The sequence below is a fragment of the Xanthomonas sp. NCPPB 2864 genome (assembly GCF_056675615.1).
In genome coordinates this window covers 64020-88426 of the sequence record NZ_JBWWVS010000002.1, presented here as the reverse complement: position 1 = coordinate 88426, position 24407 = coordinate 64020, and the positions used below count along the sequence as shown (strand labels likewise).

Below are 24407 nucleotides of genomic sequence, written 5' to 3'. Positions count from 1 at the left end.
CCTGCGCTGCAGCGCCCGCCCCGGCTCAGCCATGCGCGCGATGCCAATGCTCGATCAGCGCCCGCGCGATGGAAATGCGCGGCGGCAGCCCGATCTGGCCTTCGCCGGCCAATGCCGCGGTGACCTCGGCATGGCTGACCCAGCGCGCGTCTTCCAGCTCACCGGTGACCTGTGGCACCTCGCTTGCCGCAGCGCGTGCGGTGAAGCCCAGCATCAACGCACCCGGGAACGGCCACGGTTGCGCGCCCAGGTAGCGGCAGTCCTGCACCTGCACGCGGGTTTCCTCGAACACCTCGCGCGCCACGGTCTGCTCCAGTGACTCGCCGGGTTCGACAAAGCCGGCAATCACCGAATAACGCCCCGGCGCCCAGCTTGCCTGCCGCCCCAGCAGCAAGCGCGCGCCATCGCTGACCGCCACGATGATCGCCGGGTCCACGCGTGGGTAATGCTCGGTCTGACATTGCGTGCAATGGGCGATGAAGCCGGCACGGCGGAACGCGATCGCCCCGCCGCAGACGCCGCAGAAGCGCGTGCGCGACTGCCAGTGCAGCATCACGCGCGCGTAAGCGAACGCGGTAGAAATGTCTGCCGGCCAGTCGGCGGCGGCCTGGCGCAGGTCGATGCGCTGCGGCGCTTCCACACCGAGCACATCGGATGGCAGGCAGAACCAACCGACGTCATCGCGCAGCCCAAGAAAGATCGCCCCGTCCGGCCCGTCGCCAAGCGCGGCACCGTCCATCAGCAGCGGCTGGCCATCCGCATCGGCCAGCGCAGTGCCCTTGGCATCGAGCAGCAGCACGCGGCCTTGCGGCCACAGGCGCGCCAGCGCAGCGGGATCGTCACGCAACAGATCGCCACGATCCAGCGGCGCATGGGTGAAGGCAAAACCGGAGGTTGAAAAAGAAGACTCTGACATCGGCGCAAGCCTGCCGATAATCGGCATCGCCCGCAAGCAGCGCACCATCGATGCAGGCCCGGCCGGCGGCGCGCGTTCAGACGTCGACACCACCTGGCGCCCGCCGGGCGGTCATGAGCGCGTCACATTGCGCGCCACATCGCAGAGCAGGCCACGTGCGATCGACATGGTGTCGCAGCCATCCAGGTCCGAATCCTGGCATCTTCAGCCTTGTCGCCGGTGACAGCGACAAGGCTCCATCGCAGGGCGAGGCGTCCAGCGCCGATCCTGGACGCGCTGATCATCCAGCGCTGTCAGCGACACCCCATCCCGGCCTCAGCGCTGCTTGTCCAGCAGCTGATGCCGCACGGCGACGATGCACGGTTCGTTGGTGGTCAGATGCACGAACGCCGAGTTGTCGTTGGGGTCGCCACTGCCGATATCGACCAATGCTGCCTGGGTGCTGCCGCGACGCTTGAAAGCGGCAATCGCGGTCACCGCATTCTTCAGCGGAATGGTGGCGTCGTTGGACGAACCGCATAGCAGCGTCGGCGTCTGCGGCGCCCAGTCCAGCAGGTCGTTGCGTGCCAGATCCTTGCGGAACGGATTGGCGGGATTATTGGCAAAATCGCGATAGAACCCGGGCTGGAAGTACGCCTTGAGCTGGTCGATCCCGGGCAGCGTATCGCCCAGGACCAGATCGGTCAGGCCCAGCTTGCCGGGGAACAGCGCCTCGACCCGGGCCGCCCACGGATCCTGAAACACCTGCCCGGCCGCCAGATAGATATTGCGATACGTGTGCTGCATCGCGACGATCGCGTAGCTGCCCAGGATGATGCCGAAGCTGCTTTCGCCAACCGCGTTGCTCCCGCTCCAGCTGTCCACGAAGGTCTGCTCCAGCGCGTAGGGCCCGGAGATCGGCGCGCTGGCAACCAGATGAAACTCGCTGGACAGATGCGCTTCGATTTCCCGCTGGGTTGCCAGTGCGGCATGGCCGCCTTGCGAATACCCCGACAGCATGACCTTGCCGGACAACGGCGTCTTCAAGCGCTGCAACACGCTGCGTGCCGCGCGCAGGGCATCGATCGTCGCACTGGCCTCGGTCGCGCTATGCAGGTAGGGATGGAAGCCATAGCTGGATTGACCGAGCCCCAGATAATCGCTGCTGACCACCACATAGCCCTGACTGGCCAGACGTGTGACCAGCGGGTCGTCGCCCTTGGCGTCACGGATGTCCTTGGCCTGTTCCTCGTTGCGGATCGTCGCTGTCGACCGCCCCCAGCCCAGCAACGGATACGGCCCGCTGCAACGCTCGCCGCCTGGAATCAGCACCACGCCCGACGCAGTGGCCGGCTCGCCATCGACACCGACGGTGGCATAGGTGAACTCGGCCACGCGCACGTTGCATCTGGGCTGTTCGGCCTGCGGCTCGGAGGTGAGCAACGCGGCAATCGCATCCCGGGTGTAGCTGGTCAGGAAGTTGCTGCTGAGCAAGCTGCCGCGTGCGGGCGATGCCTGCGCGCTGGGTGCAAGCACTGCGCTGGCGATACCAAGCATGGCCAGCAGGCCCAGCGTCGAACGGGATCTGATCTGCAACATGGTGAGGCTTCTCTCGTGGATGACTGCAATGGGCAGGGGACTGGCGTGTCGAAGGATCGAGATCCGTTGCGCGATCAACGTCCGCGGGCTGGGCGGCGCGGTGACTGCGCCATGGGGTGGGATCGGCGCGGTGCGCGGTACGCTCGGTCAGCGCAGTGGCGACCGCCAGCGCGCGTCACGCAAGGCAAGACGCGATGCATGAATCAAAATCGGCATGTGCTGGCACCTGCGCTGGGCATGCGTGCAGTATCGCCATCGCCGCACGCGGCCCAGCTCGCGCGCACGAAGCTTGCGCGCGCATGGCGAACCCCGCAGCAGGCGAATGTTCACAGCGCGTTGGACATGTACATCGATAGCGCGGGGCGCTTCGCCAGTGCATCGGCGAGCATCTGCGCAGTGCATGGATCACATAGACCGGCGTTTGAAAATCCGCCCGGATGCGGTGTCGTTGACCCGCAACACGCGTCGCACCAAGAGTCATACAGCGCGCGCAAGCGACGCACAGCGCGAGGCCGTATCGACACACTCACGCGACTACCGCTATCACTGCACCATGTCAGACCTGAAAACGTCGCAGGCAGCAGGTTGCCCGCGACTCGACCGCAACATCACACACGAACAACCAGGCACCAGCAACCGCGTCGATTCAGACGCTGAAGCTGCTACCGCACCCACAGGTGGTCTTGGCGTTCGGATTGCGGATCACGAACTGCGCCCCGGTCAGGCTTTCGGTGTAGTCCACTTCGGCGCCCATCAGATACTGCAGACTCAGCGGGTCCACTAGCAGCGTCACCCCGTCGGTGGCCACGGCCAGGTCGTCCTCGGCGCGGTTCTCGTCGAACTCGAAGCCGTACTGGAAGCCGGAACAGCCGCCACCCTGGATGTAGACACGCAACGCCAGCTCGGCGTTGCCTTCTTCCTGGATCAGCTCACGCACCTTGCTGGCGGCAGCCACGGAAAAGTTCAGCGGCCGGTCGATGGACTGATAGTCCGGGGCCGGGGCGGCGGTGGGAAGCGAAACGAGCGTGCTCATGGCGTCAGCATGGGGGCCAGGCGGCCCCACTTCAAGCGCTGCTTGCCAAATCCGGCGCCCACTTCAGCTGCAGGCCACACCCTCAGGCGTCGGCAGTCTCGGCCTGCAAGGCCTTGACCGGTTCGGCGCGGCCGGCATCCGGCGCCGGCAACGCGGCGGTCGCGCCAGCGGTGGCGGCATGGATCAGGCGGCCGGTGAGCTGCGCGCCGGCGCTCATCTCCACCACCTGGTAATGCACATTGCCCTGCACCCGCGCGTTGGCGGCCAGTTCGACCCGCTCGGCGGCATGCACGTCGCCAGTCAGCTGGCCATTGATGATCACCACCGGCGCGCGCACCTCGCCCTCGATGCTGCCCTGCTCGGCCACCGTCAAGGTGGCGCTGGCGCCGTCTTCGGCAATCACCTTGCCCAGAATGCGGCCTTCCACATACAGCCCGCCGCTGAACATCAGGTCGCCGCGGATGACCACCTGCGGCCCGATCAAGGTGTCGACCACGGTCTGCGCACCACGGTTGGATTTGTTTCCGAACATCAGCTACTCCCCCGCGCCATTCCCGGCGACTTTCCAGTCGAATGTCTGATTGACCGGCGCCCCATCGCCGCTCAGGGAGATTTTGACACGTTGCGGAGTGAAATCCTTCGGCAGGATCACGCTGCCGTCCAATTGCTGGAAATAGCGGAACGAGTACGGCTGCCCGGCCGCATCCGGCTTCTGGTGCAGCTCGTTCCAGCTCACCGTGACCAGCTTGCCGGCACGCACGCCTTCCACCGCAAAGCGCAGCTGGCCCTGGCTGATCGCGCCGCGGTTGAGGTTCTGGGTCAGCACCACGCTGTAGTTCCAGGTGCCGCCGGCCTCGGCGGTGAATTGCACCGAGTGCGCGTTCAGCCCCTTGCGCTGCGCGGTGGAGCCCACCAGGCGCTCGTAGAACGCCACATCCGCGCGCAGTGCGGCGATCTGCTCGTCGCGCTCGGCCAGCGAGGCCTGCACCTCGGTATTGGCGGCGCGGCTGATCTTGTCGGACATCGCCAGGTTGACCTGACGCTGCTGCAGCTGCGCGATCTGCCGACGCTGCTGGGCCTGGTTGCGCTGCGCCTGCTGCAGCGCCGCCTCGGCCTGGACCAGACGCGGCGCGGCAGTGCGGCTGGCCATCCACCACGCCCCGCCCAGCGACGCCAGCCATACCAGCGCAATCACCAGCCATAACCAGCGGCCGCGGGAACGGCCACCGCCGGAGTCACGTTGGACGATCTGAACGCGTGCGGCTGGTCGCATGGGCATCGGGTCCGGACGGGCCGGCGCAGTCATGGGCGGCGTAGTGTGCCAGAGCGACACTGACCGTCGTGCTGGCGCTGGACCGGCGGTTATCCCAAAGTTCTGCGATAGTTCTGCAATTGTTTGCAGGGATCGACGACGCCATGAGCGAAGCCCATCTGTTCGTGATCGGCATCCTGCTGGCCTGGCTGGCCGGCATCCGTGTCTATCTCACCGTGTTCGGTGTCGGCCTGGCCGGCCTGCTCGGCTGGATCGAGCTGCCGCCCGCCCTGCACCCGGCACAGTCGTGGTGGGTGCTGGGCACCTCCGGTGCACTGGCGGTGGCCGAATTCTTCGCCGACAAGATTCCCGGCGTGGATTCGGGCTGGGATCTGCTGCAGACGCTGGCACGCGTGCCGGCCGGCGCCTTCCTGGCCGCGGCTACGCTGTCGCCGGACGGTGACCTGAGCACCGGCGTGCTGGCCGCCGGCGCCGGCGTGGCGCTGACCAGCCATACCCTCAAGGCCGGCACCCGCGCCCTGCTCAACACCTCGCCGGAACCGGCCAGCAACTGGGTCGCCTCGCTGGCCGAAGACACCATCACCACCACCGCGCTGGCGCTGGCACTGGCGCACCCGTGGCTGGCACTCAGTGTTGCGGTGGGCTCCAGCGTGCTGGCCACGCTGGTGGTGTGGTGGGTGTGGCGCCTGCTGTGGCGGGGCATGCGCCGGCTGGTCGCGCCGATGCGTTCCACCACCACGCCGGCTGCACGTCGCTCCCCGCTATCGTGAAGTTCATCGCATAATCATCGCGACTGCAGGGAGTATCGATGGCCGCCCGAGATCCGGTTCCTTTCACCCGTGACGACACCGCCACGCGCAATCGTCCATTGCGCGCAGAAACGCCGCCGGCCGACTATTGGCGCCGCTGGGCCGACGAGACCGCGGCGGCGTCCACCGTTGCCGAGCCGGTGAGCGCGGCCATCATTCCGGCGCCGGCGCTCGCTGCCGCACCCGCAATGATCCTGCCGATGGCCCCAGCGCAGTCCGCTGCACAAGGCAGCAGCGCGCACGCGACGGCCGCAGCGCCGACGCCAACGACCGCCTCAACCCCGCGCGAGGGCGATGACAACGCCGCCGCCGACGCGCCGTACCGCGTGCTGATCGTCGAGGACGACCGCTCGCAGGCGCTGTTTGCGCAGAGCGTGCTGCACGGCGCCGGCATGCATGCACAGGTGGAAATGACCGCCGCCAGCGTGCCGCAGGCGATCCAGGACTACCACCCGGATCTGATCCTGATGGACCTGCACATGCCCGAGCTGGACGGCATCCGCCTGACCACCCTGATCCGCCAGCAGCCCGGCCAGCAGTTGCTGCCGATCGTGTTCTTGACCGGCGACCCGGATCCGGAGCGTCAGTTCGAAGTGCTCGACAGCGGCGCCGACGATTTTCTGACCAAGCCGATCCGCCCACGCCACCTGATCGCCGCGGTGTCCAACCGCATCCGCCGCGCCCGCCAACAGGCGCTGCAGCAGGCCGGCGAACCGGTCAGCGTGCGCAGCAATCCGGAAACCGGCCTGCCGACGCGCGGCCATGTGATGGAACTGCTGGCCGATGCGCTGGCGCGCAAGCAGGCCGGCGGGCTGTTCTTCATCGAAATCGCCAGCGCGCTCGGCCTGCGTGAGCGCTACGGCTATGCCGCCTACGAGCGCCTGATGACCCAGGCCGGGCATCGCCTGGCCAGCGCCGCGCACCCGTATCCACTGGCGCGCTTGAACGACAACAGCTTCCTGCTGCTGGGCGTGGACATGCCCGAATCCAGCCTGGAGCAGCATGCGCTGGAGATCCGCCAGCGGCTGTCGGCGCATGCCTTCCCGGTGCGCGAGGAGGAGTCGGTGCACGTGCGCTGTGCCATCGGCGTGGCACCGCTGGGCCTGGGCTTCGACGACACCGGCAGCGCGCTGGAAGCGGTCGAGCGCACCGCGCTGCAGGCACGCCTGCGCAGCGACGGCGTGCAGGCCTATCTGGCCCCCAGCCAGGCCGAACAGCAGGAGCAACTGCGCCTGGTGGAAGGCCAGCTCGAACTGGCCTATCAACCGATCGTGGCGGTGGCCGGCGGCGACACCGCGCAATACCAGGTGCTGCTGCGGCTGCGCCAGGCCGACGGCACGCTGCTGTCGGCCGGCCAGGTGATTCCCGCCGCCGAAGCGGCCGGACGCATCGCCGATCTCGACCAGCAGGTCATGGATCACGCGCTCGGCCTGCTGCATCTATACCAGCACGCCCACCCGCCGCTGCGGCTGTTCGTGTCGCAGTCGCCGCGCACGCTGGCACGCGATGCCTTTGCCGACTGGCTGCTCAAGGCGCTGGTCGAGCGCGGCGTGGCCGGGCGATCGTTGATCGTCGACCTGCGCCTGGACGATGCCCTGATCCACGCGGTCACCGTGCAGCAGTTCTGCGCCAAATTGATGCCGGCCGGCGTGCAGTTCTGCCTGAGCCAGTTCGAGCCCGGCGACGAGGCCAACGCGCTGCTGGGCCAGTTGCCGCTGAGCTTCGTGCGCATGGCCAACCGCTTCGCCGATGCCCACGGCAACGCGGCAGTCCGCGACGAACTGCGCAGCGTGATCAATATCGCCCATCAGCGCGGCCTGCTGATCATCGGCCAACGCATCGAAGATCCGCAGGCGGCTGCGGCGATGTGGATGAGCGGCGTGGACTTCATCCAGGGCAACCTGGTGCAGACGGTCGGCAAGGAACTGGACTTCGACTTCACGAACGCGGTGCTCTGAGTGACAGCGCGGGCAGGAGGCCTTCGCGCCTGGAGCAGCCTGGCCACGCTGACCGCGCTGGTCGCTGCGCTGGGTGCCGGCCTGCAGTGGTCGGCCATCGACGGGCCGTGGCGCGCAGTGACGGCACTCTCTGCAGCACTGGCAGTGGTATTCGGTCTGGGCGCTGCCGTTGCCGGCTACCGCAGCGCGCGCGCGCAGTACGCCCTGTTGCAACGCCTGGAAGAAGCCGACCTCGCGCGTGAGCGCCTGCAGCAGGAACTGCAGCGTCACGGCGCGCTCGAACAGGAACTGTTGCGCGCCAAGCAGGCCGCCGAGGCCGCCACGCTGGCCAAGGGCGAATTCCTGGCCACCATGAGCCACGAGATCCGCACCCCGCTCAACGGCATCATTCCGATGCTGGAACTGATCTCCAGCGGCCAGCTCAGCCTGGACCAGCGCGACATGCTGCAGACCGCCACCGGCAGCTCGCTGCAGCTGCTGCGCATCGTCGACGACATCCTCGACTACTCCAAACTCGAAGCCAACAAGCTCGAACTGGAGATCACCACCTTCAACCTGCGCGAGCTGCTCGACGGCGTCGTGCAGCTGCTGCAGCGCACCGCTGAAGGCAAGCAGCTGCGCGTGGGGCTGGATATCGAACCGTCGGTGCGCCTGCTGGTGCGCGGCGACCCGATCCGCCTGCGCCAGGTGCTGGGCAACCTGATCGGCAATGCGATCAAGTTCACCGAGCGCGGCAGCGTCGACATCCAGCTGCGTCGCCTGGGCGAGACCCGCGCCCAGCATCTGCTGCGCTTCCAGGTGCGCGACACCGGCATCGGCATCGCCCCGGATCAGCAGGCACGCCTGTTCCGCTCATTCGCCCAGGCCGACGCCTCCACCACGCGCCTGTACGGCGGCACCGGCCTGGGGCTGGCGATCTGCAAGCGCATCATCGACCTGATGGGCGGCCGCATCGGCGTGGAGTCCGAGCCCGGGCGCGGCGCCACGTTCTGGTTCGAAATCCCGCTGCTCAAGGTCATCGGCGACCTGCAGCAGAACGCCGGCGCCGATGCCGCGCGAGTGATGGTGATCAGCTCCGACACCCGCCTGTTGCAGCGCCTCAAGCGCCTGCTGGACAGCTGGGGCGTATCGCACGTGCTGATGGAAACCACCCAGGAAGCGCTGGAGCGGGTGCGTCGCCACAGCGACAGCGAAGGCTTCCGCTGCGTCATCGCCGACCACGACACGCTGCGCTACAGCGCACGCGCCGTGCATCGCGCACTCGCGCGCCCGGACGACCTCAGCGGCGCACGCCTGATCTGGCTGTACGGCGACGAGCCGGTGCCGTCCGAGCTGCAGGACAATGCCACCCTGGTGCCGCGCCAGAGCCCGGACGAGACCCTGCGCTCGCTGGTGCTGCCGCCCGAGCCGAGGCCGGCCCACGCGGCCACGCTGGCCGCGGCGATGATTCCCGAGCCGATGGCGCCGGCGCTGGCCAACGCGCGCGATGTACGCATCCTGCTGGTGGAAGACAACCCGGTGAACCTGCTGGTCGCGCAGAAACTGCTGGCCGTGCTCGGCTTCGACGCCGATACCGCCACCGATGGCGAAGCCGCGCTGAGCAGCATGGAGTCCACCCGCTACGACATGGTCTTCATGGATTGCCAGATGCCGGTGCTGGACGGCTATGCCGCCACCCGCCGCTGGCGCGCGATGGAAACCGAGAGCGGCGGCCGCCCGATCCCGATCGTGGCGATGACCGCCAACGCCATGGCCGGCGATCGCGAACGCTGCCTGGCCGCCGGCATGGACGACTATCTGTCCAAACCGGTCGCCCGCGAGCAGCTCGACGCCTGCCTGCAGCGCTGGCTGCCGCGCCAACCGCTGCTGCCTGGCCCGGCCATCGGCAGCCAGGCAGCAGGCGATCCCGAAAGCGTCAGCGCCGCGCAGGCGCGCGCCCTGCCAATCCTGGACAACAGCGTGATCGATGAGCTGTACGAGGTGGCGGGCGCGGACACCATCACCATCCTGCAGCTGTTCCTGGAAGACGCACCCGGCATCATCGAGCGCCTGGAAACCGCAGCCACCAACCGCGACAGCATGCAGCTGCGCGATCTGGCGCATACGCTCAAATCCTCCAGCGCCAATGTCGGCGCCCAGGCGCTGGCCAATGCCGCGCGCCGGATCGAACTGGCCGCGCGCACCGGCACCATCGAACGCCCCTCGGTGATGGTGGCGCTGGTCATTGCCGAATACGCACGCGCCCGTCTGGCGCTGCTCGGCCAGGTCGCCCGCCTCCAGGCCAAGGCCCGCACAGCCGGCTGAACCGCGCAAGCCTGCAGCCGACGACAACAACCGCCAGGCAACACAGTCGAAGACATCCCGCGAAGAAAAATTCCGCCCTGCTCCGCCGCGGCGAAAAGGCAGGGCTTGCGCGCCACTGGCGTGCGTGCCCTGGAGCGCCCGCGTCGCAGACGCGGGCCCGGGAGCGCGGAGAGAGGTGGGGGTGAGGTGCGCGCAGCCAAATGCGGCCAGCCACAGCGACAGCACGACACCCATGCAGCGCCCGCAGCGCCTGCATGCTCCCCAGCAGTACAAGCGCCTACTGACTCACCCTATTGCGCTGATCCCGACACAACGCCGACCAGCACCGCGCTGAGCGCCCTCAGTCGTCCAGCTTGGTCAGCAGGTAATTCGGCTCGCCGATGCGCGCCACCAGATCCAGCTGCGTTTCCAGCCAGTCGATGTGCTCTTCTTCCGATTCCAGGATGTCCACCAGCAGCTGGCGGCTGACGTAGTCGTTGACGGTCTCCGCATAGGCCACGGCCTCGCGCAGCACGGCAACTGCCTCGCGCTCAAGCGCCAGATCGCAGCGGAACATCTCGGTGGGGTTCTCGCCGATGCGAAGCTTGCCCAGCGCCTGGAAATTCGGAAGTCCTTCGAGGAACAGGATGCGGTCGGACAGCTTGTCCGCATGCTTCATCTCGTCGATGGATTCCTTGTACTCATGCTCGGCCAGTTCTTTCAGGCCCCAGTTCTTCAGCATCTTGGCGTGCAGAAAGTACTGGTTGATCGCAGTGAGTTCGTTGTAGAGCACCTTGTTGAGGTACTCGATGACCTTGGTATCGCCCTTCATGCGATGTCTCCGAGACAGTGAGCCGGCCGCACTGTAGCGCGTTGCCGCGGCGCATGAAGGAACGCGAATCGTGATCAGTTGCGCGACGCCTGCCCGCCCGCAGGTGGCCGGCAGATGGCCTGTTGCACGTAACGTGCGCATCGATCATTCGCCGAACGATCGCGCGCTGTCGATCGAACGGCAACCGCAGGGTTACGACCTGACCGCATGATGGTCAGCCAGGAAGGCGACCTATCGATCGCGCCTTGGCGGCGCGACAGAACGACTGTAGAGCGAGCCAGACCGGCAACCTGCTCGCGGCAGTCCGTTACCGACAGTGCGCGAGCACAGCGGAAGGCGCTCAGGCAGCGCTGGCAAGCCCCAGCATGGGCAACGGCAGCGCACGGCTCGCATGGGCCTGGCTCAGCACGTCGCCCGCCATTTCCAGGCACGACCCACAGTTCGAACCACAGCCGGTGCGCATGGTCAGCTCGGCTAGGCTGGCGCAGCCATTCTCGGCCGCTTCGCGGATCTGGTGGTCGGTGACCCCATTACAGATGCAGACGTACACGGTATCGGTCGGGTGCTGGCGATCCGGAGAGGACCGGCGCTGATTGCACCGCAAACGAGAATAGGTGTCAATTCCAAACGTTAATCATTATTAATCCGTACCGCACGAGGCCCGCCCCGCTTGCGTGGACGCTTGCGCGGACTGTCGTGCCCGGCCGCGCTGCTGCCCGGCAACCAGGCCTCCAGCGCGCGCTCGGGCATCACCCCGACCGCCGCAGAGCCCGCGATGGTCTGCGCCAGCGGAGCCAGATGACGCAGCGCGCGCGCATAGACCCCACGCTTGAACATCACCACATGCTCGACCGGATACCAGAAATCCACCCAGCGCCAGTGGTCGAACTCCGGCGTGTCGGTGTGGTCGAGCTTGAGATGGGATTCGTGGCCGGTGAACTGCAGCAGGAACCAGACCTGCTTCTGGCCGATGCAGACCTGACGCTCATTGCGCCGCACTGCCCGGCTCGGCAGGCGATAGCGCAGCCATCCGGGGGTGGCACCGAGCAATTCGACATGCTCGGGCAACAACCCGGTTTCTTCGCGCAACTCGCGGTACATGGCTTCTACGGGTGTCTCATCGGTATTCATGCCACCTTGCGGGAACTGCCAGCCGTCCCTGCGCACACGTCGTGCCCAGAACACCTGACCATCCTCTCGCATCAGCACGATGCCGACGTTTGGCCGGAAACCGTCCGGATCGATCACGATGCGGACTCCTGAAAATCTACTGTCACCGACTCTGCCACGGCGACGGCCGGCTCACAAGCTGAAAACGAAATGCTTGACAACACGCGGGCGCTTGGTAAGAATTACCGGCTCCCTAGGCTATGTAGCTCAGCCGGTTAGAGCACAGCACTCATAATGCTGGGGTCGGTGGTTCGAGTCCACCCATAGCCACCAAGGTTTTCAGGCCCACCTGGGCATGCAATACTCTTGGTTCAACACGTTTTATTGCCCCGTCGCCAAGCGGTAAGGCACCTGACTCTGACTCAGGCATTCGGTGGTTCGAATCCATCCGGGGCAGCCAAACACGAAAGGTCCGATCTGACGATCGGGCCTTTTTTGTTGCCCGATTACTGCTTGCCGGCATTCGTGCAGCAAGCATTCCCGCCCCAAGGCCGAACAGCGATCACCGAAGGCGACACCCACCCTGGTCGAAAATGGATCCCGGGTCAGACAGGCACCAATAGTCAGGCACAGAGCCCGGCCACCGCGGCATCACCCCATGCCGCCGTGCGTAGGCGCAGCGGCCGGTACACACGAGATGACCAGCCAGCGTTTGCGAAAGTCACCAGACCTGGGCAAGGAAAAATCTGCCTCGACATAGCAGGCCACCGACTGCAGGCACCCACTGCGCAGGCCCCAAAACGACAAAAGCCCGGCATGGCCGGGCTTTTGAAGCAGGCGCCCCGGCGAACCGGGACGCAACAAACGCAATGGATCAGCGCTTGGAGAACTGGGTCGCGCGACGGGCCTTGTGCAGACCGACCTTCTTACGCTCGACTTCGCGGGCGTCACGGGTCATGAAGCCGGCCTTGCGCAGCTCGGACTTCAGGGTTTCGTCGTACTCGACCAGCGCACGGGCGATGCCCAGACGGATCGCACCGGCCTGGCCGGTGGTGCCGCCGCCGGAGGCGGTGACCAGGATGTCGAAGCTTTCGGTGTTCTTGGTGAGTTCCAGCGGCTGACGCACGATCATGCGTGCAGTCTCACGGCCAAAGAACTCGTCCAGCGGACGGTCGTTGACGGTGATGTTGCCGGTACCCTTGCGCAGGAACACGCGAGCGGTGGAGGACTTGCGGCGGCCAGTGCCGTAGTTTTGCGTGATAGCCATGATTAGATATCCAGAACTTGCGGCTGCTGGGCGGCGTGCGGATGCTCGGCACCCGAATAGACCTTGAGCTTGCGGTACATGGTGCGGCCCAGGGGGCCCTTCGGCAGCATGCCCTTGACGGCGATTTCGATCACGCGCTCCGGGTGGCGCTGCAGCGCCTGCTCCAGGCTCTCGGTCTTGAGGTTACCGATGTAGCCGGTGAAGCGGTGATACTTCTTGTCTTTCAGCTTGTTGCCCGTGACCACGATCTTTTCGGCATTGATCACCACGAGGTAATCGCCGGTATCGACGTGCGGGGTATAAACCGGCTTGTGCTTGCCGCGCAGGCGGCGGGCCAGTTCGGTGGACAGACGGCCGAGCGTCTTGCCGGCGGCGTCAACGAGATACCAGTCGCGCTGGACGGTCTCGGACTTGGCGGTGAACGTAGTCATGAGAAAACTCTTGAGTGGTCGGGCGGATTGCAGCGGCAATGACCGCTGGAACTTTGCCACGCGTTGTGAAGGCGAAACAGAAGAGGCGGGATTGTACGGGACGATACAAGGCCACGCAAGTCGCCTGCTGGCTGGAGCGCTGGCGGTTGGCAGCGGCTCGGTCCGGGGCCAGAATCGGCGCATGACCCAGATCTCCTCTTTCCGACTGCATGGCCCGCTCGACCGGCTGCTGGTCGAAGCCCAGCGCGCGCTGGACACGGTATTCGGCAATCCGCCCGCCGAGCGGCCCAACCCGGCCGCCGACACGCCCGACGTCGCACTGGAACCGGACCAGCGTCGCCACGCCGCCGGCTTGATGCGGATCAACCACGTCGGCGAAGTCTGCGCGCAAGGCCTGTATTTCGGACAGGCCGCGGTCGCCCGCGATGCCCAAACCCAGCACCATCTGCTCGAGGCGGCGCAGGAAGAAACCGACCATCTGGCCTGGTGCGCCGACCGCCTGCACGAGCTGGACAGCCGCCCCAGCCTGTTCAACCCGCTCTGGTACGCCGGCAGCTACGCGCTCGGCGCCCTGGCCGGATTGCGCGGCGACGACTGGAGCCTGGGCTTCGTGGTCGAAACCGAGCGCCAGGTCGAGGCCCATCTGGATGAACACCTGGAAACCCTCCCCGAGGGCGACCAGCGCAGCCGCGCGATCCTGCGCGTGATGAAGATCGACGAAGCCCGCCACGCCGACCAGGCCGAACAGGCCGGCGCGCGCACTCTCCCACCCCCGATCCCCAGCGCCATGGCCCTGGCCTCCAAGCTGATGAAAGCGGTGGCGTACCGGCTGTAGCCGGGGGGATTGGGGATTGGGGATTGGCGGCTGGCGACGCCCAGCAAACCGTGCCCCACACCTCGCAACACCCCGTTGGAGCAGAGCCCCCTTCTGTTAAGGGGGCGCGCCGAAGGCGGGGGGATAGGCTGCTACGAAGTGGGGCCCAAGGTTTGCGCAGCAAACCTTGGGGGGCAGGCCTGCGAAGCAGGACTGACCACGACTAGCCCACCAGCTTCAGCCCGATCACCCCGGCCACGATCAGGCCGATGCAGGCCAGACGCGACCACGACGCGCTGTCGCCGAACAGCGCGATGCCGGCGATGGTCACGCCCAGCGCGCCGATCCCGGTCCAGATCGCGTAACCGGTGCCGACCGGGATGGTCTTCAGTGCCTGGGTCAGGAACCACAGGCTGATGCCCGCCAGACCGATCGTCAGCACGGTCGGCCACAGGCGGGTGAAGCCGTCGCTGTACTTCAGGCCCATGGCAAAACCGATTTCGAACAGGCCGGCCAGCAGCAGATAGATCCAGGGCATCGCATTACTCCTCACTTGAAAAACGCACAAAAAAAAAGCGGCCCAGTGTTTGCACACTGGGCCGCCGTCGGCTGTGGAACGCGAGGTCATCGCGTGGCGGGCCGTCCCGCCTTGGTTCTTTCGCGCGCCTGCAGGCAGGTCGCGCAACAGCTCGCTCGCTGCGCTTACTCGCTCAGGTTGCGCCCGTGGAACAGTTCTTCGATCTCGCGCTTGAGCAGCGTTTCGATCTTCATGCGCTCCTTGAACGAGAGGTTCTTGGCGCGCTCCTCGAACAGGTACTGGTCCAGGTCGAAGTCCTTCAGGTGCATCTTGGTATGGAAGATGTTTTCCTGATAGACGTTGACATCGAACATCTCGTAGCGCGACTTCACGTTCTTGGCGAGGAAGTGCTGGATCGAGTTGATCTTGTGATCGATGTAGTGCTTCTTGCCCTTCACGTCGCGGGTGAAGCCACGGACGCGGTAATCCATGATCACGATGTCCGACTCCAGACTCTCGATCAGGTAGTTCAGCGCCTTCAACGGCGAGATCACGCCGCAGGTGGCGACGTCGATATCGGCGCGGAACGTGGCGATACCTTCCTGCGGATGCGTCTCGGGGTATGTATGGACAGTGATATGACTTTTGTCCATATGAGCGACCACGGCATCGGAGATCAACTCCTTGCCGGCCTGCTTCTTGTCGATGACGGGCTCTTCCGAGATCAGGATCGTGACCGATGCGCCCTGCGGATCGTAGTCCTGTCGTGCGATATTGAGGATGTTGGCGCCAATGATCTCGGCAACATCGGTCAGGATCTGCGTCAGACGATCGGCGTCGTACTGCTCATCGATGTATTCGATGTAGCGCTGACGCTCCTCTTCGGTACGCGCGTAACAGACGTCGTAGATGTTGAAGCTCAACGCCTTGGTGAGGTTGTTGAACCCCTGTAGCCTCAGGCGAGGCAACGGCTTGACCACGTCGGTCTGTCCTTATGGAAGGCGGGAAAGGAAACAATTATGAGCCAAAGATCCCAGCAACGAAATGCCGACGTTAAGAATGGTTTACCTTGCATGACTCATGCCGTTAAGCTTCAGGAATTACACGCGGAACTACCATGAGCCCAGGAAACACGACGGTTGTGACTACGACGGTACGTAACGCTACCCCTTCTCTGGCGCTGGACGCGGGCACGATCGAGCGTTTCCTGGCGCACAGCCATCGCAGGCGCTATCCGACCCGGACCGATGTGTTCCGGCCGGGAGACCCGGCTGGCACCCTCTATTACGTGATCAGTGGCTCGGTGAGCATCATTGCCGAGGAAGATGACGATCGTGAGTTGGTGCTGGGCTACTTCGGTAGCGGCGAGTTCGTCGGCGAGATGGGGTTGTTCATCGAATCCGATACCCGCGAGGTGATCTTGCGCACCCGCACCCAGTGCGAGCTGGCCGAGATCAGCTACGAGCGGCTGCAGCAGCTGTTCCAGACCAGTCTGTCGCCGGATGCGCCCCGCATCCTGTACGCGATTGGCGTTCAGCTGTCCAAGCGGTTGCTCGACACCACAAGGAAAGCCAGCCGCCTGGCGTTCCTGGACGTGACCGACCGCATCGTGCGCACCCTGCACGACCTGTCCAAGGAGCCGGAAGCGATGAGTCACCCGCAGGGCACCCAGCTGCGCGTATCGCGGCAGGAACTGGCACGTCTGGTGGGTTGTTCGCGCGAGATGGCCGGGCGCGTACTCAAGAAGCTGCAGGCCGACGGCCTGCTGCATGCACGCGGCAAGACCGTCGTGCTCTACGGCACCCGCTGATCGGTTGTGGTCGCGGCTGGTGCAGCACTGCACCGGCCGCAACTTGAACCGTATGCCGCACGGCATGCGGACTGATGCAGTCGGCGCGCGGCGCCGCCGCGTGCCATGCATTACTAGTTGCTTACCCTTCCCTGCTGCTCCGGCCGGCTTGGCGTGACCAATAAATCTTGGTGAACAGCCACTGGATGCGCGCGAATCAATCCGTGCCTCTGTGCGGTAGCTGCCAAGTTCGAATACCTGCCGTGCCCGCCAGGCTGCGCGCCGCTACCGGCGCCAGGCGCTACAGCGCCTTGCCACCGCGATCGCGACATCCCCAGTTGAGGATCGGCGTGCCGGCCGGCAGCACCTGCCGGAACAGCGCTTCGCGATTGGCCTTCGGATTGACCACCACCGGCGCGCGCGCGGCCTTCAACAGCGGCAGATCCGCGGTGCTGTCCGAATAGGCAATGGCGATGTCGGCGTAGCCGCGCTCGCGCAGCATGCGCATCTTCTCTTCGTTGTGGCAGTGACGTCGCGCGGTGACCGCGCCCAGACGCGGACCGACCAGGCTGCCGATCACCGGCACGTCCTGATGGGCGACAAAGCCGAGAATGGCGCGCGCCAGTTCCGGCGGCGCGCCGGTGGCCACCACCACGCGGTCGCCGGCAGCGCGGTGGTCGGTGAACACCTTCAAGGCGTGCGGCAACAGGCGCTGCCGGATCTGCGCTTCATGCTTGAGCACGTACGCATCGATGAAGCGGTTGAACTCGCGCGTGCGGTGCAGGCCGAAGGTGGCGATCCACACATACCCGGACACGCCGCGGCGGCGGGTCGGCAGCATCGCCACCATCGGGCCGAGGATCGGCGAGGCCAACAGCGCCACCAGCAAACGCAAGGGGTTGCGCTTGATCAGCCAGGCGAACAGATGGCTGCCGGAGTCGCCGTCATACAGCGTGTGGTCGAAATCGAAGACCACCAGCGGTGCGTCGTCGCGCGGTACGGGATACGCCTCAGTCATGCGCAAAGAATAGCTGACGCAGCGACTCGCCGGGTTCGGGCGCGCGCATGAAGGTCTCGCCGACCAGAAACGCGTTCACGCCGTGGCTGCGCATCAACTGCACATCGGCCGGAGTGACGATGCCGCTTTCGGTGACCAGGATGCGGTCGCGCGGCACGGCGGCACGCATGTCCAGCGTGGTCTGCAGCGTCACTTCGAAGGTGCGCAGATTGCGGTTGTTGATGCCCACCAGCGGTACCGGCACCTGCACCGCGCGCTCGAGCTCGTCGATGTCGTGCACTTCCACCAGCACGTCCAGGCCCAGCTGCATGGCCAGGCCGGAGAGCTCGGCCAGTTGCCCATCGTCCAGTGCCGAGACGATCAGCAGGATGCAATCGGCGCCGAGCACGCGCGCCTCGTAGACCTGGTAGGGGTCGACGGTGAAGTCCTTGCGCAGCACCGGCAGCGTGCAGGCCTCGCGCGCCTGGCGCAGATAGGCATCGGCGCCCTGGAAGAAGTCCACATCGGTCAACACCGACAGGCAGCTGGCGCCGCCGAATTCATAGCTGACCGCAATGTCGGCCGGGTGGAAGTCGGGCCGGATCACGCCCTTGGACGGGCTGGCCTTCTTCACCTCGGCGATCACCGCCGGCTCGCCGGCGGCGATGCTGGCCTGCATGGCGGCGGCAAACCCGCGCGTGAGCGGCAGGTCGGCGCTGCGCGCGATCAGCTCGGCCAGCGGCACGCGCGCACTGCGCTCGGCGATTTCTTCGGCCTTGCGGGCAAGGATGGTGTTGAGGATATCGCTCATCGTATCGGGTCCTGGCGGTCGGGCATTATCGGTCAAGACGGCCGCAACCGGCCGCCACGCGCCAGCCCCCAGCATGCCAGCGGTCATGATCAAGATGCCGCCGCATGCCTGCCGGTGCAGTGGGAGGGGTCAGGCCTGTGAGGCAATCTGCCGGGTGAAGGCGACATAGGCGTCCAGTCTTGCACGCGCCGAGCCATCGGCCAGGACCGCACGCGCACGCACGACGCCCTCGGCGATGCTGTCGGACACGCCTGCCACGTACAGCGCCGCACCGGCGTTGAGCGCGACGATGTCCAGCGCCGGGCCGGGCACATTGTCCAGCACCTGCAGCAGCATCGTGCGCGACTGCGCGGCATCGGCCACCTTGAGGTTGCGGCTGGCCGACATCGCAATGCCGAAATCCTCCGGATGCACTTCGTATTCGCGCACCTGGCCATCGCGCAGCTCGCCGACCAGGGTGCCGGCCCCCAGCGAAAGCTCGTCCATGCCATCGCGGCCCCACACCACCAGCGCACGCTCGGCACCGAGTTCCTGCAGCACGCGCGCCTGGATGCCGACCAGGTCCGGATGGAACACGCCCATCAGGATGTTCGGCGAGCCGGCCGGGTTGGTCAGCGGGCCGAGGATGTTGAAGATGGTGCGCACGCCCATTTCGCGGCGCACCGGCGCCACCACCTTCATGGCCGGATGATGCACCGGTGCATACATGAAGCCGATACCGGTCTGCGCCAGCGAGGCGGCGACCTGCTCGGGCTGCAGCTCGATCGCCGCGCCCAGCGCCTCCAGCGCGTCGGCACTGCCGGACTTGGACGAGACGCTGCGATTGCCGTGCTTGGCGACCTTGGCACCGCCGGCGGCGGCCACGAACATCGCGCAGGTGGAGATGTTGAAGGTATGCGAGCCATCGCCGCCGGTGCCGACGATGTCGACCATATGCCGGCGATCATCCACTTCCACGCGACGCGAGAACTCGCGCATCACCGTGGCTGCGCCGGCGATCTCGCCGATGGTTTCCTTCTTGACCCGCAACCCGGTGAGGATGGCCGCGACCATCATGTCCGAGACCTCGCCACGCATGATCTGGCGCATCAGCTCGACCATTTCGTCGTGGAAGATTTCGCGGTGTTCGATGGTGCGTTGCAGGGCTTCTTGCGGGGTGATGGGCATGGACGAGGACCGTGGCAAAACGTGGGAAAGATAGGCGGCAGCGAGCTTGGTCGATCAATGCTGGCGCTGCAGTCGCGCATGGCGGCAATGCCATGCAGCGACGCGGCGCGCAGCGCTCACTGGCCCGGGCGCCGCATGCGGAAGCGTGCCTGCGCCTGCACTTCGAAATAGTCGGCGGCGCCGCCGGCGCGCAGAATCGTCTGCACGGCTGCGGGATCGTAGATGCCGTCCTGCAACGCCGCGTGCGCCAGATGCACGCCGACCACTTCGCCCAGGACCAGCCAGGTTTCGATGGCCTGCCCGGCTGCGCTCTGCAGCGGCAATAGCTGGCTGAGCCGGCATTCGAAACTGACCGGACTGGCTGCCACGCGCGGGGCACCGATCAGCCGCGATGGCGCCATCTGCAACTCGGCCAGCACGAACTCGTCGACCTCCGCCGGCACCATCGCAGCACTGGCGTTCATTGCCTCGGCCAGTGGGCGCGTGGCCAGGTTCCAGCTGAACTCGCCGGTGGCTTCGATATTGCGCAGGCTGTCCTTGCGGCCGATGCTAGCGAAACCGACGATCGGCGGCACGTAGTTGAACGCATTGAAGAAGCTGTAAGGCGCCAGATTGGCGATGCCCTCGGCGCTGCGCGAGCCGATCCAGCCGATCGGCCGCGGACCGACGATGGCGTTGAACGGATCGTGCGGCAGCCCGTGGCCCTGGCCTGGTTCGTAGAAGTGGAAGCTGTCGCTGGCGGTGCTCATCGTGATCCGGATGCAGGTGTGAACGAAGCGAGGCGGGAAACCCGCCGCATGCTATCGCGTAGGTCATTGCAGGCATTGCGCGCATGGGTCGCTGGTGCATCGATGGCGCCGAAGACTGCATCGAGACTGACGAAGGTTACGGCGGCCCTTGCGACGTGCGCGCTGCGCATTTCGATCAACGCTGCAGGAAGTTTTTCAGCAAGGCCTGACCGTGCTGGGTCAGGATCGACTCGGGATGGAACTGCACGCCTTCGACCGGAAACTGGCGATGACGCAGGCCCATGATCTCTTCGATCGAGCCATCCGGATTCTCGGTCCAGGCGGTGACTTCCAGCGCGTCGGGCAAGGTGGTCTTGTCCACCACCAGCGAGTGGTAGCGGGTGGCTTCGTAGCTGTCCGGCAGGCCGGCGAACACGCCCTTGCCCTGGTGGCGGATCGGCGAGGTCTTGCCATGCATGATGTTGTCGGCGCGGATCACATCGCCGCCATAGACCTGCCCGATGCTTTGATGCCCCAGGCACACACCCAGGATCGGCGTGGTCTGGCCCAGCTGCTCGATCAGCTGCAGCGAGATACCGGCCTCGTTCGGGGTGCACGGGCCGGGCGAGATCACGATGCGCTCGGGCCTGAGCGCGGCGATCTGATCCACGCTCATCGCGTCGTTGCGCACCACCGTGACCTCGGCACCCAGCGCCTGCAGGTACTGCACGAGGTTGTAGGTAAAGCTGTCGTAGTTGTCGAGCATCAGTAACATTTCAGGCCTATCTCTTTGTTTTTAAAGGGCAACAGCCCGAAACAACCCGCCGATACCCGCCCTGATCCCTTTCAACCCGCCTGGATACCCAAGCGGCCGGGGAGCGAGCAACACCGAAGCATATCTTCGCACGGGCTCGCTCAGCGCTCCTGTGTGCGATCAACGCGATCAGCCATGCAGACGCGTCATCCACGCTGTCCCTCCCCGGACCACAGTGCTCCGACAGGTCCGGACCAGCTAGACAACTTGCACCTCACGCGCGGAACGCCGGCTGTCTCCAGCCTGGATCCAATGCTCGCCGCCATGCGTCCCTAACGATGCGTTCGGCGTGACGGCAGTTCGCATCCTCCGCTCCGGGCAAACTTGAAAGACGTGATGCTTCGAGAAATTGGCATGCGTGGAGGTGTTTCCAGACAACCGCGCTCAGCTGACCTCCATCACGCAAAGGCTTCCCATGGCTCTGTCGTTTCGTTCGCCGTCCCCCACGCTCATCGCTCTTTCCGCGTTGCTGGCAGCGCTGACGGCCTGCGACAGATCAACGCCGTCGGCGGTATCGGCGCCGCCCGCGGCAGCAACGCGGCCTGCAGCGGCGCCCGCGATAAACTGGCATGAGGGGAATGTAGAAAAAGCCCTGGAGGAGGCCAGGAACACCGGCAAACCACTCCTGTTGTACTGGGGCGCCATCTGGTGCCCACCGTGCAACCGGCTCAAGGCCACCACGTTCAAGGACCCGGGGTTCATCGCGCAGACGCGGCAATTCGTGGCAGTGCATCTGGACGCAGACCTGCAAGAAGCCCAGACCTGGGCCGAACGCTTCGGCGTCAGGGGGTATCCCACGGTCATCCTGCTACGCCCGGATCGCAGCGAAATCACCCGGCTGGTGGGCGACAGCAGTACCGCCCAGCTTGTCGATAGCCTGCGCGTTGCAGCTCAATCCACCGCGAGTACAAAGCAGATCCTGGAGCGGGCGCTCAACGCTCCACAAACGCTAAAGCCGGACGAGTGGACTCTTCTCGGCAATTACAGCTGGTTGCAGGACGACCAACTGGTCGATGCAAAGGCTGCGCCCGCCACCCTGGCTGCACTGGCGAAGGCGGCACCACAGCCGGCCTTGCAGCGTCGCTTCCAGCTGCTGGCAGTAGCTGTCACCAGGCAGAAGCCCGTCGTAAGCCCGGCGACGTACACGTTGCTGCAAACCGTGTTTTCCAACCCGTCAGAGGTGCGCAACAATCTTGATGTGCTGGTGCGTGGTGCTGCCACGCTGGTTGCTTCTGCGACCGACGATCCGGGCAAACGTGCCGCATTGTCCAGGGAGTTCAATCAGGCGTTGGCGCAGGCCTATGCCGATCCCACCTTGCCCATCGTTGATCGTTTGCGGACCGGGTATGCCGAGATCGACCTTGCTCGCCTGGCACAGGGACAGCCGACCAGAGCGGAAATGAATAAGCCGCAACCTCCGCTGCCTGCAGACGTGGTCACGACCGTGCACCAGCGCGTGCAGTGGGCGGTGACGGAAGCCAAGACCGATGAAGAGCGTCAGTCCACGATTACAAGTGCTGCCGGCTTGTTGGCGCTGGTGGGCGATAACAAGGGATCTGCGCAATTGATGCAGGCCGAGTTGACGCGTAGCAAGACACCGTCCTACTACATGCCCTACCTGGGTATCCTGGCCGAACAGCGCGGTGACACCAAGGCTGCGCTGTCATGGTTCAAGCAGGCCTACGATTCGAATGGTAGCCAGGGGACCGTGGTTGAGCGGGGCATGACCTATCTGGATGCGCTGGTCCGGCTCAGCCCGGAGGACGGTACAGGTATCGAGACGCTTGCAAGCCGAGTGATCGGCGATCTGGCGCGGCAATCCGATGGCTATCTCAAAGACAATCGCCAGCACTTCGAGGAAGTCGGCGCATCACTGAAGACCTGGAGCAAGCAGAGCCCGACAGGCAGCGCAGTCCTGACCCGCCTGCGCCAGAAGGCGCAGACACGTTGCGCCGACGGGAACAAGCCAGCCGCCTGCGCCGACTGGCTGGGGTGAGGCGGGGCATAGTCCTGATGCGCCTGCGAAGGTCGGCACAGGCACGCCCCGCGCAGGTGGTTCGCCCATCAGAAACGCAGCCAATGCCATCCCGTCCTATTCGGCCAGCTCACGCATGACCTTGATCAGGTCGGACTTGCCCTCGAAGCCGATACCCGGCAATTCCGGCATCACGATGTGTCCATCCTGGACCTTGACGCCATCCGGAAACCCGCCATATGGCTGGAACAGGTCCGGGTAACTCTCATTGCCGCCCAGACCCAGGCCTGCGGCGATGTTGAGCGACATCTGATGACCACCGTGCGGGATGCAACGTGCGGGCGACCAGCCGAACTGCTCCAGCACCTCCAGCGTGCGCAGATACTCGACCAGGCCGTACGACAGCGCGCAATCGAACTGCAGGTAATCGCGGTCCGGGCGCATGCCGCCGTAGCGCAGCAGGTTGCGTGCATCCTGGTGCGAGAACAGGTTTTCGCCGGTTGCCATCGGCCCCGGATAGAATTCGCTCAGGGCGGCTTGCAGCGCGTAGTCGAGCGGATCACCGACTTCCTCGTACCAGAACAGCGGATAGTCGCGCAGCATCTTGGCGTAGGCGATGCCAGTCTCCAGGTCGAAGCGCCCATTTGCATCCACCGCCAAGCGGGCCTGGCTGCCGATTTCCTCAAGCACCGACTCGATCCGGCCGCGGTCTTCGTCAATGGACGCGCCACCGATCTTCATCTTGACCACGTTGTAACCACGGTCCAGATAGCCGCGCATCTCCTTGCGCAAGGCACTGTTGTCCTTGCCCGGGTAATAGTAGCCACCGGCTGCATAGACGAAGACGCGCGGATTGGCTTGCCGGCCTTTCATCTGCGCCAGATAGCGGAACAGCGGCATGCCGGCGATCTTGGCGGTCGCATCCCAGATCGCCATATCCAGCGTGCCCACTGCGACGGAGCGCTCGCCGTGACCACCCGGCTTTTCGTTGGACATCATCGCCTTCCAGATCCTGGACGGATCCAGATTGTCGCCGGCGTCGTTGCACAGCGATGCACTGTCTGCCTCCAGGATGCGATCGCGAAAGCGCTCGCGTATCAGCCCGCCCTGTCCATAGCGCCCATTGGAGTTGAATCCGTAGCCGACGACCCGACGGCCGTCGCGCATCTGATCGGTGACCACCGCCACCAGACTGGCGGTCATCTTCGAAAAATCGATGTAGGCGTTACGGATCGGCGAGGAGATCGGCTTGGTGATTTCAACGACATCGATGATACGCATTGGGTGGTCTCCCGCAGGTTGGTG

Annotated in this window: 24 protein-coding genes and 2 tRNA genes; 8 read left to right on the top strand and 18 right to left on the bottom strand. The window is 65.5% G+C overall.

From position 1 onward, the window contains the following. Window positions 1-25: 25 nt before the first annotated feature. The 5 genes from nudC to AC1KVE_RS05400 form a co-directional block, all read right to left on the bottom strand. The gene (nudC, locus tag AC1KVE_RS05420) at window positions 26-916 is read right to left on the bottom strand and encodes an NAD(+) diphosphatase (RefSeq protein WP_184381098.1); all 891 of its coding nucleotides are present in this window, start codon (window positions 914-916) and stop codon (window positions 26-28) included. A 315-nt stretch (window positions 917-1231) separates the two neighbouring features. Next, window positions 1232-2494: a lipase family protein gene (locus AC1KVE_RS05415; RefSeq protein WP_046345545.1), complete on the bottom strand. Its 1263-nt coding sequence runs from the start codon at window positions 2492-2494 to the stop codon at window positions 1232-1234. Window positions 2495-3140: 646 nt separating this feature from the next. Next, window positions 3141-3527, bottom strand: coding sequence for an iron-sulfur cluster insertion protein ErpA (erpA, locus tag AC1KVE_RS05410; protein ID WP_024938186.1), 387 nt, complete (start codon window positions 3525-3527; stop codon window positions 3141-3143). Window positions 3528-3609: 82 nt separating this feature from the next. Next, a complete protein-coding gene (locus AC1KVE_RS05405; protein WP_481092548.1) occupies window positions 3610-4059 on the bottom strand; it encodes a bactofilin family protein in 450 nt (149 codons plus the stop codon). Between the two features lie 3 nt (window positions 4060-4062). Beyond that, window positions 4063-4800, bottom strand: coding sequence for a DUF6776 family protein (locus tag AC1KVE_RS05400; protein ID WP_102255545.1), 738 nt, complete (start codon window positions 4798-4800; stop codon window positions 4063-4065). 143 nt (window positions 4801-4943) lie between these two features. On the opposite strand from AC1KVE_RS05400, the gene AC1KVE_RS05395 reads away from it, so the two are divergent. The 3 genes from AC1KVE_RS05395 to AC1KVE_RS05385 are packed head-to-tail and all read left to right on the top strand — an operon-like array spanning window position 4944 to window position 9871. Beyond that, window positions 4944-5570: a DUF4126 domain-containing protein gene (locus tag AC1KVE_RS05395; protein WP_024938188.1), complete on the top strand. Its 627-nt coding sequence runs from the start codon at window positions 4944-4946 to the stop codon at window positions 5568-5570. A gap of 38 nt (window positions 5571-5608) precedes the next feature. Beyond that, complete coding sequence (locus AC1KVE_RS05390) at window positions 5609-7567, top strand: EAL domain-containing protein (protein ID WP_481092549.1); 1959 nt, start codon at window positions 5609-5611, stop codon at window positions 7565-7567. A gap of 39 nt (window positions 7568-7606) precedes the next feature. Beyond that, the gene (locus AC1KVE_RS05385) at window positions 7607-9871 is read left to right on the top strand and encodes an ATP-binding protein (RefSeq protein ID WP_166771808.1); all 2265 of its coding nucleotides are present in this window, start codon (window positions 7607-7609) and stop codon (window positions 9869-9871) included. A 340-nt stretch (window positions 9872-10211) separates the two neighbouring features. Here AC1KVE_RS05385 and bfr read toward each other — a convergent pair whose 3' ends face one another. The 3 genes from bfr to AC1KVE_RS05370 form a co-directional block, all read right to left on the bottom strand. After that, on the bottom strand, window positions 10212-10682 hold the full coding sequence (gene bfr / locus AC1KVE_RS05380; RefSeq protein ID WP_005990707.1) for a bacterioferritin: 471 nt from the start codon (window positions 10680-10682) through the stop codon (window positions 10212-10214). A 340-nt stretch (window positions 10683-11022) separates the two neighbouring features. Continuing rightward, window positions 11023-11232: a (2Fe-2S)-binding protein gene (locus AC1KVE_RS05375; RefSeq protein ID WP_024938191.1), complete on the bottom strand. Its 210-nt coding sequence runs from the start codon at window positions 11230-11232 to the stop codon at window positions 11023-11025. A gap of 80 nt (window positions 11233-11312) precedes the next feature. Beyond that, the gene (locus AC1KVE_RS05370) at window positions 11313-11930 is read right to left on the bottom strand and encodes an RNA pyrophosphohydrolase (RefSeq protein WP_024938192.1); all 618 of its coding nucleotides are present in this window, start codon (window positions 11928-11930) and stop codon (window positions 11313-11315) included. Between the two features lie 118 nt (window positions 11931-12048). Between AC1KVE_RS05370 and AC1KVE_RS05365 the strand changes: the two genes are divergently transcribed. After that, window positions 12049-12125 (top strand) — tRNA-Met (locus AC1KVE_RS05365). Between the two features lie 52 nt (window positions 12126-12177). After that, window positions 12178-12252, top strand: a tRNA-Gln gene (locus AC1KVE_RS05360). A 414-nt stretch (window positions 12253-12666) separates the two neighbouring features. On the opposite strand, the gene rpsI is transcribed toward AC1KVE_RS05360, so the two are convergent. Further along, the gene (rpsI, locus tag AC1KVE_RS05355; protein WP_016902423.1) at window positions 12667-13059 is read right to left on the bottom strand and encodes a 30S ribosomal protein S9; all 393 of its coding nucleotides are present in this window, start codon (window positions 13057-13059) and stop codon (window positions 12667-12669) included. A gap of 2 nt (window positions 13060-13061) precedes the next feature. Beyond that, window positions 13062-13490, bottom strand: coding sequence for a 50S ribosomal protein L13 (gene rplM / locus AC1KVE_RS05350; protein WP_003483082.1), 429 nt, complete (start codon window positions 13488-13490; stop codon window positions 13062-13064). A gap of 181 nt (window positions 13491-13671) precedes the next feature. Between rplM and coq7 the strand changes: the two genes are divergently transcribed. Then, window positions 13672-14325 carry a 2-polyprenyl-3-methyl-6-methoxy-1,4-benzoquinone monooxygenase gene (coq7, locus tag AC1KVE_RS05345; RefSeq protein WP_184457376.1) on the top strand — a complete coding sequence of 218 codons (654 nt, stop codon included), beginning with the start codon at window positions 13672-13674 and terminating at the stop codon, window positions 14323-14325. A gap of 202 nt (window positions 14326-14527) precedes the next feature. Here coq7 and AC1KVE_RS05340 read toward each other — a convergent pair whose 3' ends face one another. Both AC1KVE_RS05340 and speD read right to left on the bottom strand, forming a co-directional pair. Next, window positions 14528-14842 carry a DMT family transporter gene (locus AC1KVE_RS05340; RefSeq protein ID WP_003483069.1) on the bottom strand — a complete coding sequence of 105 codons (315 nt, stop codon included), beginning with the start codon at window positions 14840-14842 and terminating at the stop codon, window positions 14528-14530. 164 nt (window positions 14843-15006) lie between these two features. Next, window positions 15007-15801: an adenosylmethionine decarboxylase gene (gene speD / locus AC1KVE_RS05335; RefSeq protein WP_005990692.1), complete on the bottom strand. Its 795-nt coding sequence runs from the start codon at window positions 15799-15801 to the stop codon at window positions 15007-15009. A 137-nt stretch (window positions 15802-15938) separates the two neighbouring features. Here speD and crp point away from each other — a divergent pair, with 137 nt between their 5' ends. After that, window positions 15939-16631: a cAMP-activated global transcriptional regulator CRP gene (crp, locus tag AC1KVE_RS05330; RefSeq protein WP_024938194.1), complete on the top strand. Its 693-nt coding sequence runs from the start codon at window positions 15939-15941 to the stop codon at window positions 16629-16631. A gap of 280 nt (window positions 16632-16911) precedes the next feature. Here the strand turns inward: crp and AC1KVE_RS05325 are convergent, their stop codons facing one another. The 5 genes from AC1KVE_RS05325 to AC1KVE_RS05305 all read right to left on the bottom strand — a co-directional run bounded on the left by AC1KVE_RS05325 (window position 16912) and on the right by AC1KVE_RS05305 (window position 21088). Beyond that, a complete protein-coding gene (locus AC1KVE_RS05325) occupies window positions 16912-17628 on the bottom strand; it encodes a haloacid dehalogenase-like hydrolase (protein WP_016902427.1) in 717 nt (238 codons plus the stop codon). Continuing rightward, a complete protein-coding gene (gene trpC, locus AC1KVE_RS05320) occupies window positions 17621-18493 on the bottom strand; it encodes an indole-3-glycerol phosphate synthase TrpC (RefSeq protein WP_456362973.1) in 873 nt (290 codons plus the stop codon). Before trpC ends, AC1KVE_RS05325 begins: the two co-directional genes overlap by 8 nt. A 54-nt stretch (window positions 18494-18547) precedes the next feature. After that, window positions 18548-19585 carry an anthranilate phosphoribosyltransferase gene (trpD, locus tag AC1KVE_RS05315; RefSeq protein ID WP_102255540.1) on the bottom strand — a complete coding sequence of 346 codons (1038 nt, stop codon included), beginning with the start codon at window positions 19583-19585 and terminating at the stop codon, window positions 18548-18550. Between the two features lie 116 nt (window positions 19586-19701). Continuing rightward, complete coding sequence (locus AC1KVE_RS05310) at window positions 19702-20334, bottom strand: flavin reductase family protein (protein ID WP_016902430.1); 633 nt, start codon at window positions 20332-20334, stop codon at window positions 19702-19704. 175 nt (window positions 20335-20509) lie between these two features. Beyond that, window positions 20510-21088 (bottom strand): anthranilate synthase component II, encoded by a 579-nt coding sequence (locus AC1KVE_RS05305; protein WP_016902431.1) that lies wholly within the window; start codon window positions 21086-21088, stop codon window positions 20510-20512. Window positions 21089-21542: 454 nt separating this feature from the next. Between AC1KVE_RS05305 and AC1KVE_RS05300 the strand changes: the two genes are divergently transcribed. Continuing rightward, the gene (locus AC1KVE_RS05300) at window positions 21543-23123 is read left to right on the top strand and encodes a thioredoxin family protein (RefSeq protein ID WP_226426935.1); all 1581 of its coding nucleotides are present in this window, start codon (window positions 21543-21545) and stop codon (window positions 23121-23123) included. Between the two features lie 96 nt (window positions 23124-23219). On the opposite strand, the gene AC1KVE_RS05295 is transcribed toward AC1KVE_RS05300, so the two are convergent. After that, window positions 23220-24383, bottom strand: a complete 1164-nt coding sequence (locus tag AC1KVE_RS05295; RefSeq protein WP_184457380.1) for a mandelate racemase/muconate lactonizing enzyme family protein — start codon at window positions 24381-24383, stop codon at window positions 23220-23222. Between the last annotated feature and the right edge of the window lie 24 nt (window positions 24384-24407).

What these genes read in the sequence shown, in the direction of transcription:
- nudC (WP_184381098.1), bottom strand. Translation starts at nt 916, where the DNA reads ATGTCAGAGTCTTCTTTTTCAACCTCCGGTTTTGCCTTCACCCATGCG.
- AC1KVE_RS05415 (WP_046345545.1), bottom strand. Translation starts at nt 2,494, where the DNA reads ATGTTGCAGATCAGATCCCGTTCGACGCTGGGCCTGCTGGCCATGCTT.
- erpA (WP_024938186.1), bottom strand. Translation starts at nt 3,527, where the DNA reads ATGAGCACGCTCGTTTCGCTTCCCACCGCCGCCCCGGCCCCGGACTAT.
- AC1KVE_RS05405 (WP_481092548.1), bottom strand. Translation starts at nt 4,059, where the DNA reads ATGTTCGGAAACAAATCCAACCGTGGTGCGCAGACCGTGGTCGACACC.
- AC1KVE_RS05400 (WP_102255545.1), bottom strand. Translation starts at nt 4,800, where the DNA reads ATGCGACCAGCCGCACGCGTTCAGATCGTCCAACGTGACTCCGGCGGT.
- AC1KVE_RS05395 (WP_024938188.1), top strand. Translation starts at nt 4,944, where the DNA reads ATGAGCGAAGCCCATCTGTTCGTGATCGGCATCCTGCTGGCCTGGCTG.
- AC1KVE_RS05390 (WP_481092549.1), top strand. Translation starts at nt 5,609, where the DNA reads ATGGCCGCCCGAGATCCGGTTCCTTTCACCCGTGACGACACCGCCACG.
- bfr (WP_005990707.1), bottom strand. Translation starts at nt 10,682, where the DNA reads ATGAAGGGCGATACCAAGGTCATCGAGTACCTCAACAAGGTGCTCTAC.
- rpsI (WP_016902423.1), bottom strand. Translation starts at nt 13,059, where the DNA reads ATGGCTATCACGCAAAACTACGGCACTGGCCGCCGCAAGTCCTCCACC.
- rplM (WP_003483082.1), bottom strand. Translation starts at nt 13,490, where the DNA reads ATGACTACGTTCACCGCCAAGTCCGAGACCGTCCAGCGCGACTGGTAT.
- coq7 (WP_184457376.1), top strand. Translation starts at nt 13,672, where the DNA reads ATGACCCAGATCTCCTCTTTCCGACTGCATGGCCCGCTCGACCGGCTG.
- AC1KVE_RS05340 (WP_003483069.1), bottom strand. Translation starts at nt 14,842, where the DNA reads ATGCCCTGGATCTATCTGCTGCTGGCCGGCCTGTTCGAAATCGGTTTT.
- crp (WP_024938194.1), top strand. Translation starts at nt 15,939, where the DNA reads ATGAGCCCAGGAAACACGACGGTTGTGACTACGACGGTACGTAACGCT.
- AC1KVE_RS05325 (WP_016902427.1), bottom strand. Translation starts at nt 17,628, where the DNA reads ATGACTGAGGCGTATCCCGTACCGCGCGACGACGCACCGCTGGTGGTC.
- trpC (WP_456362973.1), bottom strand. Translation starts at nt 18,493, where the DNA reads ATGCTGGGGGCTGGCGCGTGGCGGCCGGTTGCGGCCGTCTTGACCGAT.
- trpD (WP_102255540.1), bottom strand. Translation starts at nt 19,585, where the DNA reads ATGCCCATCACCCCGCAAGAAGCCCTGCAACGCACCATCGAACACCGC.
- AC1KVE_RS05310 (WP_016902430.1), bottom strand. Translation starts at nt 20,334, where the DNA reads ATGAGCACCGCCAGCGACAGCTTCCACTTCTACGAACCAGGCCAGGGC.
- AC1KVE_RS05305 (WP_016902431.1), bottom strand. Translation starts at nt 21,088, where the DNA reads ATGTTACTGATGCTCGACAACTACGACAGCTTTACCTACAACCTCGTG.
- AC1KVE_RS05300 (WP_226426935.1), top strand. Translation starts at nt 21,543, where the DNA reads ATGGCTCTGTCGTTTCGTTCGCCGTCCCCCACGCTCATCGCTCTTTCC.
- AC1KVE_RS05295 (WP_184457380.1), bottom strand. Translation starts at nt 24,383, where the DNA reads ATGCGTATCATCGATGTCGTTGAAATCACCAAGCCGATCTCCTCGCCG.